9 protein-coding genes and 1 rRNA gene are annotated in these 14,608 nt (G+C 43.5%); 6 read left to right on the forward strand and 4 right to left on the reverse strand.

Annotated features, from left to right (window positions below; genetic code table 11):
- Positions 1–46 precede the first annotated feature (46 nt).
- From QK890_RS19390 to QK890_RS19410, 5 genes are all read left to right on the forward strand, one after another.
- Positions 47–3,205: an efflux RND transporter permease subunit gene (locus QK890_RS19390; protein ID WP_367627511.1), complete on the forward strand. Its 3,159-nt coding sequence runs from the start codon at positions 47–49 to the stop codon at positions 3,203–3,205.
- A gap of 18 nt (positions 3,206–3,223) precedes the next feature.
- Positions 3,224–3,517, forward strand: coding sequence for a PG0541 family transporter-associated protein (locus tag QK890_RS19395; RefSeq protein WP_367627512.1), 294 nt, complete (start codon positions 3,224–3,226; stop codon positions 3,515–3,517).
- A gap of 112 nt (positions 3,518–3,629) precedes the next feature.
- Complete coding sequence (locus QK890_RS19400; RefSeq protein ID WP_032531560.1) at positions 3,630–5,003, forward strand: SGNH/GDSL hydrolase family protein; 1,374 nt, start codon at positions 3,630–3,632, stop codon at positions 5,001–5,003.
- Positions 4,990–5,886 carry an SGNH/GDSL hydrolase family protein gene (locus QK890_RS19405; protein ID WP_175413960.1) on the forward strand — a complete coding sequence of 299 codons (897 nt, stop codon included), beginning with the start codon at positions 4,990–4,992 and terminating at the stop codon, positions 5,884–5,886. The genes QK890_RS19400 and QK890_RS19405 overlap by 14 nt, the downstream gene beginning before the upstream one ends.
- On the forward strand, positions 5,873–7,360 hold the full coding sequence (locus QK890_RS19410; protein WP_005822100.1) for an MBOAT family protein: 1,488 nt from the start codon (positions 5,873–5,875) through the stop codon (positions 7,358–7,360). The genes QK890_RS19405 and QK890_RS19410 overlap by 14 nt, the downstream gene beginning before the upstream one ends.
- Positions 7,361–7,500: 140 nt before the next feature.
- On the opposite strand, the gene QK890_RS19415 is transcribed toward QK890_RS19410, so the two are convergent.
- The 4 genes from QK890_RS19415 to QK890_RS19430 form a co-directional block, all read right to left on the reverse strand.
- The gene (locus tag QK890_RS19415) at positions 7,501–8,076 is read right to left on the reverse strand and encodes a DUF4369 domain-containing protein (RefSeq protein ID WP_220392319.1); all 576 of its coding nucleotides are present in this window, start codon (positions 8,074–8,076) and stop codon (positions 7,501–7,503) included.
- A gap of 92 nt (positions 8,077–8,168) precedes the next feature.
- On the reverse strand, positions 8,169–9,131 hold the full coding sequence (locus tag QK890_RS19420; RefSeq protein WP_005811308.1) for a BT1926 family outer membrane beta-barrel protein: 963 nt from the start codon (positions 9,129–9,131) through the stop codon (positions 8,169–8,171).
- A gap of 23 nt (positions 9,132–9,154) precedes the next feature.
- Positions 9,155–11,635 carry a hypothetical protein gene (locus QK890_RS19425; RefSeq protein WP_220576078.1) on the reverse strand — a complete coding sequence of 827 codons (2,481 nt, stop codon included), beginning with the start codon at positions 11,633–11,635 and terminating at the stop codon, positions 9,155–9,157.
- Between the two features lie 439 nt (positions 11,636–12,074).
- Positions 12,075–13,016 carry a site-specific integrase gene (locus tag QK890_RS19430; protein WP_005782272.1) on the reverse strand — a complete coding sequence of 314 codons (942 nt, stop codon included), beginning with the start codon at positions 13,014–13,016 and terminating at the stop codon, positions 12,075–12,077.
- Positions 13,017–14,510: 1,494 nt separating this feature from the next.
- Here QK890_RS19430 and QK890_RS19435 point away from each other — a divergent pair.
- A 16S ribosomal RNA gene (locus tag QK890_RS19435) occupies positions 14,511–14,608 on the forward strand; the annotation flags it as partial.

A 14,608-nucleotide genomic window follows, 5' to 3' on the forward strand; every position in this document is an offset into this window, starting at 1 on the left:
ATTTACGGCATATCGGTACATTATCCACTTTTAATAATTAGGAAAAATGAGTTTATACGAAGGAGCGGTAAAAAAACCGATTATGACCTCCCTCTGCTTTCTTGCAGTGGTGATTTTTGGTCTCTTCTCTTTGTCCAAATTGCCTATCGACTTGTATCCGGATATCGATACGAATACGATCATGGTAATGACCGCCTATCCCGGAGCAAGTGCTTCGGATATAGAAAACAACGTGACTCGTCCGTTGGAGAATACGCTGAATGCTGTCAGCAACCTGAAGCATATCACTTCCCGTTCGTCCGAAAATATGTCTCTGATTACATTAGAGTTTGAATATGGTAACGATATCGATGTACTGACAAATGATGTACGCGACAAACTGGATATGGTCAGCTCTCAGCTGCCGGATGATGTGGAGAACCCCATCATCTTCAAGTTCAGTACTGACATGATTCCGATTGTACTGCTGTCGGTACAAGCTAATGAAAGCCAGTCGGCATTATATAAGATTCTGGACGACCGTGTTGTTAACCCGTTGGCACGTATCCCCGGTGTGGGTACGGTATCCATCAGTGGTGCGCCCCAACGTGAGATCCAGGTCTATTGTGACCCTAACAAACTGGAAGCCTATAATCTGACCATTGAAACAATCAGCTCGATTATTGGTGCCGAGAACAAAAATATCCCCGGTGGTAACTTCGATATCGGTAACGAGACTTATTCGCTGCGTGTTGAAGGAGAGTTTGACGATTCGGGCCAACTGGAAGATGTTGTAGTAGGTAGTTACAATGGGGCAAATATTTATTTGCGTGATGTGGCCCGGGTAGTCGATACGGTAGAAGAGCGCGCTCAGGAAACATATAATAATGGAGTGAAAGGTGCCATGATTGTCGTACAGAAGCAATCGGGAGCCAATTCCGTAGATATCTCTAAGAAGGTGGCCGAGGCTCTGCCTAAGTTGCAGAAGAATTTGCCGAGTGATGTGAAGCTGGGAGTGATTGTCGATACATCGGACAACATCCTCAACACCATCGACAGTTTGGCCGAGACCGTATTGTATGCCCTTTTATTCGTTGTCATCGTGGTGTTCCTTTTCCTGGGACGTTGGCGTGCGACATTGATTATATGTATCACTATTCCGCTTTCGCTGATTGCCTCGTTTATTTACCTGGCCGTCACCGGAAATACGATTAACATCATCTCACTTTCGTCTCTTTCTATTGCCATCGGTATGGTGGTGGACGATGCGATTGTGGTACTTGAAAATGTGACGACCCACATCGAACGTGGTTCCGATCCGAAACAGGCTGCGGTGCACGGAACCAATGAGGTGGCTATCTCCGTTATTGCTTCCACACTGACCATGATTGCGGTGTTCTTCCCGTTGACGATGGTAAGTGGTATGTCCGGAGTGATGTTTAAGCAGTTGGGATGGATGATGTGTGCCATCATGTTTATCTCTACTGTGGCTGCTTTGTCATTGACCCCGATGCTCTGTTCGCAGTTGTTGCGTTTACAGAAGAGGCAATCGAAGACCTTCAAGCTCCTTTTCGGCCCTATTGAGAAAGGACTGGATGCTTTGGATACAGGCTATGCCCATATGTTGAATTGGGCAGTTCGGCATCGTCCGATTGTTATCTTCGGTTGTATCGTGTTCTTTGTCGTCAGCCTGTTCTGTGCCAAGAGCATCGGTACTGAATTCTTCCCGGCGCAGGATAATGCCCGTATCGCAGTTCAGCTGGAGTTACCTATCGGAACACGCAAAGAGCTGGCACAGGAGATTTCGGAGAAACTGACTAACCAATGGCTGAACAAATATAAAGGTGTAATGACTGTATGTAACTATACGGTAGGACAGGCCGACTCAGACAATACCTGGGCCTCTATGCAGGATAACGGTTCGCACATTATATCGTTCAACATCAGTCTGGTCGATCCGGGTGATCGTGATATCAGCCTTGAACAAGTCTGTGACGAAATGCGTGAAGATCTGAAGAAATATCCGGAGTTCAGCAAAGCGCAGGTCATCCTGGGTGGTAGTAACACAGGTATGTCTGCTCAGGCAAGTGCCGATTTTGAGGTATATGGTTATAGTATGGAGGAAACCGATAGCGTAGCTGCACGTCTGAAACGTGAGTTGCTCAATGTGAAAGGTGTGTCGGAAGTCAACATCAGCCGTAGTGACTATCAGCCCGAGTATCAGGTAGACTTCGATCGTGAGAAACTGGCTTTGCACGGATTGAATCTGGCAACCGCCGGTAATTATCTGCGTAACCGTATTAATGGTGCCATTGCCTCTAAATACCGTGAGGATGGAGACGAATATGACATTAAAGTGCGTTATGCGCCAGAACACCGTACAAGTATTGAAAGCATCGAGAATATCCTTATTTATAACAGTCGTGGAGAAGCCGTACGCGTAAAAGAGCTTGGAAAGGTTGTCGAACGTTTTGCGCCACCTACCATCGAGCGTAAAGACCGTGAACGTATTGTGACCGTATCGGCGGTTATCTCCGGCGAAGCATTGGGTAACGTGGTGAATGCGGGTAACGCCATTATCGATAAGATGGATATTCCGTCGGATGTAACAATTCAGGTAGCCGGTTCATACGAAGACCAGCAAGATTCGTTCCGCGACTTGGGTACACTTGCTATCCTTATTGTCGTACTGGTATTTATTGTAATGGCAGCGCAGTTCGAATCATTGACTTATCCGTTTATCATTATGTTCTCATTGCCGTTTGCTTTCAGTGGGGTATTGATGGCCCTTTTCTTCACAAAGAGCACACTGAGTGTGATGAGTTTGTTGGGGGCCATCATGTTGATCGGTATCGTTGTAAAGAATGGTATTGTGCTTATCGACTACATCACCCTTTGCCGTGAGCGTGGATTGGCAGTGCTTAACTCCGTTGTAACAGCCGGCAAGAGCCGTCTTCGCCCGGTATTGATGACCACTGCTACTACTGTCCTCGGTATGATTCCGATGGCAATCGGTGGTGGACAGGGTTCGGAGATGTGGAGTCCGATGGCGATTGCCGTAATTGGCGGTTTGACGGTTTCTACCATTCTGACCTTGATTCTCATCCCTACTTTATACTGTGTATTTGCCGGTACAGGTATCAAGCATCAGCGTAAAGTGTTGAGACGCAAACGTGAGCTGGAAGCTTACTTTGAGGAGCATAAAGATGAAATGATTAAGAAATAATAAAGAAGAAATCAAGATATGAAATCAGTATTAATCACATTCGATCAGGCTTATTTCGAACGTATCATTGCTTTGCTGGACCGTTTGAGTTGCCGTGGTTTCACCTATTTGGAACGGGTACAGGGACGTGGCTCGAAGACAGGCGATCCCCACTTCGGCAGCCATGCCTGGCCCAGTATGTGTTCGGCCATCATCACGGTGGTGGACGACAAGAAGGTTGACCCGTTGCTGGATGCATTGCATAAGATGGACATGCAGACAGAGCAGCTTGGCCTGAGAGCTTTTGTCACCAACGTGGAGCAGAGCATTTAACGCCTGCCGACAGATAACATCAGAGGAGAATCTCATTAATTTAATGTAGATTCTCCTCTCTTTTTATGGGTTTTATCTATCTTTGCAACTTCTTATTAAATTAAGAGCGTGCATGAAAAATTATTTGAAATATTCGTTGTGGCTGACATTGATTGTCTTGTTTGCATTGATCGGAATGCACTGGCTGCCGGCTATAACGATCGACGGACATACAATGAGACGAGTAGATTTGCTGAGCGATGTCCGTATGCCTGAACCTGATAAAGATGAAGCGGAAGCAGACAGCCTGCCTCCGGTCCCGGTAGTGAAACCTGCATTTGTAGATACGTGTCGCAGTGGGATGACCTGTATCGAAGATTATAGTGACTCTACGATGCGGGGAATGACTCCTTTTTATCGTGCCTTGGACGAGATTCAATCGAAAGGCCGGTTGGTGCGGATAGCAGTATTTGGCGATTCTTTTATTGAGGCAGATATTTTCACTGCCGATCTTCGTGAGATGTTGCAGAAACGTTTCGGTGGGTGTGGTGTCGGTTTTGTTACCATTACTTCGATGACCAGTGGATACCGTCCGACGGTACGTCATTCTTTTGGCGGATGGTCCAGTCATGCAGTGACCGATAGCGTTTATTTCGACAAAAAGAAGCAAGGAGTTTCCGGACACTACTTCGTTCCTCGTGAAGGGGCCTATGTCGAACTCCGGGGACAGAATAAATATGCTTCCCTGCTCGATACTTGCCAGACAGCTTCCATCTTTTTCTATAACAAAGGCGAAGTCAGCCTTTCCGTTCGTGTCAACCGTGGTGAGACTGATACACGGGAATTCCCTTCTACCGGCAGTTTGCAGCAGATGAAGGTAAACGGTCGCATCGGCTCGGTGCGCTGGGATATCAATCAGGCAGATTCTACTTTATTTTATGGATTGGCAATGGATGGTACGCAAGGGATTATTGTCGACAATTTCTCCTTGCGCGGCAGTTCGGGACTCTCGCTTCGCAGCATTCCGTCAAAGATGCTGCAAGAGTTTAATGCCCAGCGTCCCTACGACTTGATTATTCTGGAATATGGTCTGAATGTTGCGACCGAGCGGGGACGGAACTACGATCCTTATAAGAAAGGCCTTCTTACGGCCATAAACCACTTGAAAGAGTGTTTTCCACAATCCGGTTTTTTGTTGCTGAGTGTGGGTGACCGCGATTATAAGACCGATACCGGCGAATTACGCACGATGCCCGGTGTGAAAAACCTGATTCGCTATCAGCAAAGCATAGCAGCGGAAAGCGGAATTGCTTTCTGGAACATGTTTGAGGCTATGGGAGGTGACGGAAGTATGGCAGGGTTGGTACATGCCAAGCCTTCTTTGGCTAATTATGATTATACACACATCAACTTCCGGGGTGGACGTCACCTGGCAGGACTACTATACGAAACATTGATTTATGGAAAAGAACAGTATGAAAGGAGAAAGGCCTATGAGGCTGAATAAACGGTTGGGGGTGTTACTCCTTTTGTTTTCCGGAATTTTTTCGGTTCAGGCACAAGATCTTTTGCCTGCCTGCCCGCGGATGGACAAGGGTACGAAAGCCTGCAAGCCGATGCGTGAACCGGGGGCGCTGGGAGATACTGTTTCTGTGAAAGTTACTTTTCCCGTAGCCTTCAGAGGAGTGGGGAGAAATGAAATCATAGACAGCCTGGGAGTGTTGACTCCCATACTTGAGCGTTTACGGCTGGTGCAAAACGGAAGTTCGGAGGATACCGTACGTATTGTTCATATTGGTGACAGCCACATACGCGGACACATCTTTCCCCGTACTACCGGTGCCCGGCTGACAGAAACATTTGGAGCGGTGTCCTATACGGATATGGGAGTCAATGGAGCTACTTGCCTGACGTTTACTCATCCTGACCGTATTGCGGCTATTGCAGCCTTGAAACCCGAGCTGTTGGTTCTTTCGTTTGGAACGAATGAAAGTCATAACCGGAAGTACAATTCGAATGTGCATTACCGGCAGATGGAGGAACTGCTCGGATTGTTGCGCGACAGTTTGCCAAATGTACCTATCTTGCTGACTACTCCTCCGGGATCTTACGAGAGTTTCCGTCAACGTCGCCGGCGTCGTACTTATGCTGTCAATCCCCGTACGGTAACAGCAGTGAACACAATCCATGATTTTGCCCGCCGCCACAAGTTGGTGGTGTGGGATATGTACAATATCGTAGGCGGAAGCCTGCGTGCCTGCAAAAACTGGATAGATGCGGGACTGATGCGTCCGGATCATGTGCACTATCTTCCCGAAGGTTATACACTTCAGGGAGAATTATTATATGAAGCCATTATTAAAGCCTATAATGAGTATGTTTCCCATTGATATCGATTTTAGCCGCCTGTTGGAGGCCTTTAAATACAATCCGGATGCTCCGATGATATTCAGCAGTGGAATTTTCCTTTGGCTCTTCGCTGCGTTCATGGTAATCTATACACTGTTGCAGCACCGCAACACAGCGCGTATTTTATTTGTCGCTCTTTTCTCTTATTATTTTTATTATAAGAGTAGTGGTACTTATTTCTTCCTGCTCGCCATTGTCACCGTTACCGATTTTGTGATAGCCTGGCTGATGGATCGGACCGATGTCCGCTGGAAGCGTAAACTATGGGTAATACTTAGTGTATCGGTCAATTTAGGATTGCTCTGCTACTTCAAATACACTAATTTTCTTGGTGGTGTCATTGCTTCGCTGATGGGGGGAGAGTTCACCGCACTCGATATCTTTTTGCCTGTCGGCATCTCTTTCTTCACCTTCCAGTCGTTAAGTTATACTATCGATGTTTACCGGAGAGAGATCAAGCCCCTTACCAGTTTACTGGACTATGCCTTTTATGTTTCTTTCTTTCCTCAGTTGGTGGCAGGCCCTATCGTGCGGGCACGCGATTTTATTCCGCAAATTCGTAAACCATTGTATGTGTCACAAGAGATGTTCGGTAGAGGCATTTTCCTGATTGTCGCCGGATTGTTCAAAAAAGCGGTTATTTCCGATTATATCAGTGTCAACTTTGTGGAGCGTATTTTTGACAATCCTACGCTTTATTCGGGAGTTGAGAATCTGATGGGACTTTATGGTTATGCCTTGCAGATTTATTGTGATTTTTCAGGATACAGTGATATGGCAATCGGTATCGCCCTTTTGCTTGGTTTTCATTTCAATCTGAATTTTAATTCTCCGTATAAGTCAGCCTCGATCACCGAGTTCTGGAGGCGTTGGCACATTTCGTTGTCGAGTTGGTTGCGCGATTATCTTTATATCTCCTTGGGGGGTAACCGACATGGAAAGTTCCGTCAGTATCTCAATCTGATTATTACCATGTTTCTCGGTGGATTGTGGCACGGGGCTTCCTGGAATTTTGTATTGTGGGGCACTTTTCATGGTGTGGCACTTGCTCTACACAAAGCGTGGATGTCTATCGCCGGAAGGAAAAAAGGGGAGACCAGTCACGGCATTCGGCGGGTATTGGGTGTCATTATTACCTTCCACTTTGTTTGTTTCTGCTGGATTTTCTTCCGTAACGCCGATTTTCATAATTCAATGGATATGTTGAACCAGATTTTTACGGCTTTTCGTCCCCAGCTTTTTCCGCAACTGATTGAGGGATATTGGCGGGTATTTGCACTGATGGTAGTCGGGTTTCTGCTTCATTTTGCTCCGGATAGTTGGGAAAATGCTGTTTGTCGTGGAGTTATCAAACTCCCTTTCCTTGGCAAGGCCCTTGTGATGGTGGCTATGATCTATCTGGTTATCCAAATGAAGAGTAGTGAAATTCAGCCGTTCATCTACTTCCAGTTCTGATACATTCTGTTCCGGTTGGGGCAAGGGAGAGAAAGAGAAACCGGAAACCTCCTCACGGAGCTTTCCGGTGCAACACTAAAAGTACCGGGCAGGCAGAGAACTAGGTAAAACTCCTGCCTGTGTGTTCCGGTATGTTTTCCCTAACCGATGCCGAGTGTTTTTCGTGCTTCGGCCTGTTGCTTTTCGTTTAGTTTGTTTTGATAGGCTTTATATAAATACTTTCCTACAGGGCTGCTGGCGTGTTTCACAATCTGTTCCAACACAAATCCCGCAAAAGCTTCTTTAATTTCTTTTATCTCTTTCCCGGTGAAATCCCGGTCTTTGAACCGGTCGATGGCTACCAAGGTCTGCATCATCTCCTCGTTCAGTCCGGTGCCTTCCACCAGTACGATGTCTCCTACTTTTGTGTTGATCTCTCCTGGTTCCAGAACTATGGGTAGAGTGATGGGGAACCGGTCGCTGTCAGTTTCCTGAATAAAGAGTTCCCTCACTTCAGGAGCATTTATTTTTCCACTGAACACAAAGCGTCCTTCACTCACCGTAGTGCTGTCATATCTCACTGTGCCTTTGACAGCATCTTGCAGATAGATGGTTCTGCCTTCCAGTTTCTCGTTGGTCACTATTCCTCTGAGGTGGTAAGTCCCTTCTTGGGGTGCATGGTTGCAGGCTCCCATTATGAGGACTATCAACAAAATTCCTGTGAGTTCTCTTTTCATCTTCTTCTTATCTATCCTATGGTTTAGAAAAAATCACCCCATACATACCCGAAGGTAGAACGGGGTGATCTTTCGTAGTATTCTGGACTTATTTAAAATCTAAATCCTATTTTCAGGTTGGGCAGAGCAAACAAGTTGATGTTGTGATGTCCTACCTTATAGACGGGTGTTCCTTTCGGGATAATCTGAATCATGTCGTAGCGATAAGCTACCGGTTGAACTTCAAATCCCAGGATCAGTCCTTTGCTGAGGCTGTATTCGATACCCGCAACGGCTGCTGCGCGTAAACCGAATATCTGTCCGGCTTTGCTGTTGGGGATATAAACCTCCAGGGGAGTACCTGTGACGTCTCCATCGTCTACGACCGGACTATTGTCCTGTCCGCTCGGATCTTGACTCGGTTGTAAATTGGTATCATCTCCATCTGTGTCCATATCTTTATCATTTACCATGACTCCGGTATACGGAAGTGTGGTTTCTATTCTTCCCATTTGCCAGCCCAGCAGGCCACCTACATACAGATTGATGCGTTCGTTTTTTGTGTTGAAGTAATAGTTTGAGCCAATATTAACCGACCAGTTGTTTTTGATTCTGCCTTCCATATATTGAAGAGCCGGAATCTGCATATCGGTAACCGTCTTGTCTCCCTCGATATAATCCTTTTTGGGGGTTACACCGATGTTCATGCTGAACATCAGATTAACATCCCAACGGTCTGTCAGGAAGTATTTTCCCTGTATACCGATGATATTGACCAAATTATTAGAATTCAAATCTCCCAGTTGAAGGTAAGTAGCCGGATCGGATGACTGGTGTCCGGATGTATTGCCTAATCCTACATTCGGAAAGCTATAGTTTTGTCCGTTCCAGTAGGTAGGCAACAGATAGTTCTCCGTATTGTTGTTGAACATCTGCGAACTACCCAGTATCATGGATACTTGCCACTGACCTTTTTTAGGAGCAAACGACGCATCATCGCTGCTGCTGTATTGCTGCGCCATCACAGGCGCAACAGTACATACAGACAGAAGGATTATGCATAGTTTCTTTATCATATATATTCTTCTTTAATTTTTTATTATTCAGCTGCGTAAGCGTCCAAGAGTTTCTTCAGGGTTGCGTTCAAGCCATCCACTGCTGCTTGCATTTCGTCTACTGTTCTTTGAGCCTTTTCGATATTTTGTTTAAGCAGGTCAAGATACTGTTCATTGCCTTCGTTATTGGTATATCCGAATTTCTCAAACAAAGCAATTTTGTTGTCAATAGTTTCTACAGCGCTCTTCGCTTTGGTAATAATTCCTTCTTGATATTCAAGTAAACTTTTCAAGGTCTTGCTATTTTCGCTTACCTTATAGGTATGGCTGTCGGCATCATAATACGTATAGTAGAAGTATCCATCTTCCATAGCTCTTCCAACAAGGGCAATTTCGGCTTCAATCTTGGAATACTCAGTTACGACATTACCCAAAAGTGGTTTTTGTTCGTTAGAAGTATAGTAGTCTTTGTAAGGGTTACCTTCAGAGAAAATATTGTTTTTACGTTTCGACTTATCACCTTTAATCAGGTAGCAAGCCAATTCTGCCTGCCACAATGCGGCGTTTTCATCTTTGATCTGTGCTTCCAGTTTTTCTATGTTTTCGTTGATAGCTTCCACTTCTGCAAGTACAGGATCTGCTTCTGCCTTGATCTTGGCATACAAAGCCTGCCATTTGTCGAGGTTAGCCAGATAGTTAGATTCCTGGGCTAAATTGGAGTATTTAATGAATGAACCTGAATTTTCGTCGGGATCTTCAATCAACTGAGAAACATTTTTGGGCATATCATATTTATTTGCTGATACTTCTTTAGGTTCGATGCTCTTTTCAAGATTAAGCGTTGAACCACCGAACAGTGCTTGATTAGCCTCCAAGAAGGCAGAGAGTGTGCTACCTTCAGCTTTAGCATTGAATGATGTTGCAAGAGTTTCATTGCCGATTAATGAACTTATATCGTTACTTACTGCAGTTGCAATTGCTTCATTGAAAGTAGCCAGATTAGCGTCCGTTAAAGCGTCTTTATAATTAGTAGCGAATTCTACGTTAAGACCGTCTACCGCTTTTCTCTTTTCAAGGTATCCCAATATGGAGGTACGCAGTGTGTTGGCTGTTTCCAACTTCTTGTCTTCAGCTTTTAAGCTGTTATAAGTTGTGATCTCTTTCTTAATCGCTTGATAAGTGTTGGCTCCTTTATAGTTATTATAAGCCTTCAGTGCTCCTACATAAGCAGCGTATGCGTCGATCCATGTGATAGAATCAGCTTTGAACTGGGCGTAAGCCGGTTTCTTATCAATTTCTAAACGCTTAAGTTCATTTTCAAATTTAGCTTTGTATGCATCCAGTAATTTTCCGCTGGCATCGAACGCTTCGCTATTCTCTCCTTGATAATATGCCTTTATAGCATTGGCGATGGCTCCTATTTTAGTTGCTTTTTCATTGAGGCTAAGATCTTTAACCACTACATCTTTCTTCATGGTGTATTGGTATTTCAGCAATTCTGCGTCCCAAGCATCCTCAACAAAGATTTCATCAAGATCTTCAACGAGTGCGTCTTCACCCTCTTCGACTGACAATGCGCTGTATAATCCGCTCACCAAAGCAGGATCTACATCTGCCTTAGCCAAAGTATAAGCAGAGGATTGGGCGTCCAGCTTTATCTTTTCTTCAATAATTTGTTGATTAATAGGGAAGATCGGTTTTCTCATTTCTTCGATTTTGGTATAGGCTTCGTCTTCTTTAGCGTCAAGAGCCTGCAAATCGGTTTTATAGCCTTTCAGCTTATCTGCGAGAACTTTGCTGTCTGTACCTGTTGCGTCCAGTGCTTTGTATTCTTCCAATAAACTTTGCTGGATTTCCAGTGTTTTAGTGGCGTGTGTTTTATCCAATTGCAATTCTTCCAGATAATATTTGTTTTGAGATAAGTAGTTAATCTCGGCAACTTCTGCTTTCATCAACTCTGATTTTGCATTCGCTAAATCAGCTAATGCACCATAGCTGGAATTTGTTGTAGTAGTTGTTTCTCCATTGGTGGTAGACTCGGATTTATATGTAAATCCAACTAATAAGTTCCGATACTTCCGGATTTCTTTGGTATACACATCATCCTTCATTGTCAGCAAAGCCACTTCGATTTCCATCAAGGCTTTTTTGTTGTTATACTCAGCTTGTGCGGTAAGTGTCTGTAGCTCGAACATCCTTGCTTTGAACTCTTCAGTTCTTTTTTGAGCTTCAGCTTCCCAATAAGCTTTTTGTTCTGCTGTTTTAGCTTGTTCTGCTTCTAAACTGCATTTTTTCAGTTCCAAGTCAACCTGATCTTTCTCAAGCTTAACTTTTTCCCGTTCTACCTTGACCAGTTGGATTTCGGTCAATGCACTTTCATAGGCGGCTTTTGCCTTAATGAATTCCGCTTTCGCTCCGCGAAGTTGTTCGATTCCTGCCGGTTCATCATTATCGATACATCCGGTGAATGTTGTAGTTGCCCCTCCCACTAAGAGCGCAGCTACGAGATAAGTCCATTTTCTCATACCTCTGTTTTTAAGTGTTAATAAAAAATGTTATGTAAGTAAATCAATGTTTCTCTCTTGCCAATTCCGGCTTTGCCTCTATCTGTATAATACCTCTATCTACCGTTACTTTATAGGTAACAGTAAATGAATCGTTTGGGACGTAAGAAGCGTCTTGTAGGGGAATCCAGGAGTTGGAAAGTGAATCTTATATGTAATAAGGTATAATAAAAGAGTGACTCTTTGCTTCCACAATAAGCAAAGAGGGGAAGAAGCATGCAATTCTTTGAGACAACTTCACAACAAACCGGAGCCTGTGGGAATCATTTTCTATCTATGAAGGAATTATTTTCTCTTTGTCTTGAAAAAAAATGTTTCTTAATTTGCTTTTTTGTGAAAAAAGGTATATGTTTGCCAAACACTTACAAAAGAGTTACCTATAAAGTAACAGAGCTGTTAATCAGTAATTTAATTTGGTATATGCCTCTCTCGCATATTTAATTATGCTCTTATTTGTTTCATCTAATTTCTTAACATTGAAAGGCTTCAAATAAGTCTCCGTCACTTTAATGGAGGAGTGTCCCATTGCTTCACTGATAATCCCCGGATGCACTTCCAGATAGTAGGCAAGTGTTGCCCATGTATGGCGTGCGGTGTACGAACTGATATTGCTGTTGAATCCAAGTAGATCCGCCAACTTTGCCAATTGATAATTGAATGTCCGTAATGCTTGCTGATATACTCTATAATTATCTTGACTTTTCTCGTTTTCTTCCAATATTGGAAATAGGTAAGTAGCGTCCGGATCTGTATTCTTCCATTCGTCGATGATATCCATGGCTTCTTTCGGCACAGTGACGGTGAGTGGACTGCCTGTTTTGTGACGGTGATAAGTGAGTGTATTTCCATCTAAGTCAGTTTTTTGCAGATAAGCCAGATCTACAAACGGAAGACCTCGCAATAAGAACATCAATACGAACAATTGATGGGTACGTCGCAAGGTTTCAGTCTGTTTCCGGGTAGACTGTGTATTGAGCAATCGTCCCATGTCTTCCGGCTTCAGTGCTCGTTTGATGTCTGTTCGAGTGCCGGTGTATACCTTTTTGAAGAGTCTGGGCATGTATGGTGCCAACTTTCGGTCTACAGCCCGATTATAAACTGCCCGCAGGACTCGCATATAGGTCGATACTGTATTCCAACTATTCCCTCGGCTTCTCAAGAAGTACTCAAAGCACTTCAGTAGTTCCGGTTTTATCTGTCGGAAATAGATTTCTTCTTTTCCCAGAAAAGTAATGAATGCATTTTTACTCGCTTGGTAAATGTGGGCTGTTCCCAGTGCATTGCCCGTTTTTAGATTTTCGATCATGGTATCCATGAATCGGGTAAAGTTCTTCTCTTTCATACGTAAGTGTTGCTTGGTTCCTAGTTTTTTCTTTGGAACAAGATAGGAATTTTTGTCGGAGGAAGAAAATGGAGTAGGGGATATGTGGTAATATTATCGCTATCCCTTCCTCTCTCTTCCTTTCTTGCTTGCTCTCTCTCTTTTTCAAATCCGTATATCTTTTTTTGATGTTTTTCTTCTGAACCGTTTCCTTGTCTGGCAAAAATCGGCTCCACAGCCCCCTGTACGCTCACTTTATTTGGTTTAAAACCAGCTCGCCTTTTGTTTTAAAGGTACTGCCCCCTCTGGTTTCCACTTCCCGTAGCATTTTTGAAAATCCTTTGCAACCATACTTACCCGAATCGCAACTATCCCTTTCCGTCCGCCTTGTATCCCTCTTTTCGATAAACAATCCTTCTTCTCTCCATCTTCTTCATTTCCAATACTTTCCTACCTTTATCCTCTTCCTTCTCCGTCGTTTGATTTAACGCTGTGTTAAATCAAGTCTTTTGTCTTCAAATAACAAACCTTTTAAATGTAAGAGCCTTGTTATTTCCGCTTTTAAAACAAATGTTCCCTCAATCGCAATTAACAATGTTAACGCCAAAAGCCGCTGGATTTCTGATTTCTCTACTCAATCTTGTCGCAACCGGAGAGTACTGAAAAGACTGTATCCCGTGAAATCCTCCTCTTTTTTACAGATACTTCTGACAAGGATACAACCCTGCCAGCAACTTTTTATGTTTTCGTCTGATTCCTTACAGGTGTTTCTGAGAGTAATAAAATCCCTTGACTAAGTTTTGTTTTTCCCTTTTTTCGTCTGTCCGTATCCTGCTTTTCCCCTTTCTGTCCTCCTGGTCTTCTTTCTTTCTTCTTTTCCCTCTATATTATAATAATGTGTCCCCCTTTTCCCTTTCCCTCCCTCTTCAAAAAACATGTTTAACAATAGCTCTATTCCTCAGTTACTTACAATAAAATTCACTTTTTATTCAAAAAAAGACCTTTAATAATTTGTCTTGTATTGGTAAATCGCGTACTTTTGCACCCGCTTTCCAAGAGAGGGAAAGCCTATTGAAATTGACATGTTGCAAAAGCGCTCGGATCCGCTTAAGAGATCTACCCCGAAAAATATTTCCGAATTTATTTGGTTATATACTTAAAAAGTAGTTATCTTTGTCGTCCGATTCGCAAAGAAAAGGCAGTTTCTTTTCTTGGTTCTTTTCCTATCTATAGATAGTTTAAGATTTCCCTTCGAAAGAAACATTTTAAAAAAAAACTTCCAAAAACATTTGGTGTTTTAAAATAAACCTTTTACCTTTGCACCCGCTTTTGAAACGAAGCGCAATCGAAAAGAAGAGTTCTTTGAAAAATTGATAAACAATACAAGTAGTACAAGTAAATTTAGAACCGTCAATACTTATTATATAGGTATATGAAAAAATGACCGTCAATAAATTTTCGACATCCTGAACAGAGCTAATATTGTCCCTTATTGGGATATATAACAATACTTTTACAATGAAGAGTTTGATCCTGGCTCAGGATGAACGCTAGCTACAGGCTTAACACATGCAAGTCGAGGGGCATCAGGAAGAAAGCTTGCTTTCTTTGCT

The organism is Bacteroides sp. NGMCC 1.200775 (genome assembly GCF_040798045.1).
GTDB classification, from domain to species: Bacteria; Bacteroidota; Bacteroidia; order Bacteroidales; family Bacteroidaceae; genus Bacteroides; species Bacteroides hominis.

Excerpts from the sequence above, each read along its gene's own strand:
- QK890_RS19390 (WP_367627511.1), top strand. The coding sequence starts at position 47 with ATGAGTTTATACGAAGGAGCGGTAAAAAAACCGATTATGACCTCCCTC.
- QK890_RS19395 (WP_367627512.1), top strand. The coding sequence starts at position 3,224 with ATGAAATCAGTATTAATCACATTCGATCAGGCTTATTTCGAACGTATC.
- QK890_RS19400 (WP_032531560.1), top strand. The coding sequence starts at position 3,630 with ATGAAAAATTATTTGAAATATTCGTTGTGGCTGACATTGATTGTCTTG.
- QK890_RS19405 (WP_175413960.1), top strand. The coding sequence starts at position 4,990 with ATGAGGCTGAATAAACGGTTGGGGGTGTTACTCCTTTTGTTTTCCGGA.
- QK890_RS19410 (WP_005822100.1), top strand. The coding sequence starts at position 5,873 with ATGTTTCCCATTGATATCGATTTTAGCCGCCTGTTGGAGGCCTTTAAA.
- QK890_RS19415 (WP_220392319.1), bottom strand. The coding sequence starts at position 8,076 with ATGAAAAGAGAACTCACAGGAATTTTGTTGATAGTCCTCATAATGGGA.
- QK890_RS19420 (WP_005811308.1), bottom strand. The coding sequence starts at position 9,131 with ATGATAAAGAAACTATGCATAATCCTTCTGTCTGTATGTACTGTTGCG.
- QK890_RS19425 (WP_220576078.1), bottom strand. The coding sequence starts at position 11,635 with ATGAGAAAATGGACTTATCTCGTAGCTGCGCTCTTAGTGGGAGGGGCA.
- QK890_RS19430 (WP_005782272.1), bottom strand. The coding sequence starts at position 13,016 with ATGAAAGAGAAGAACTTTACCCGATTCATGGATACCATGATCGAAAAT.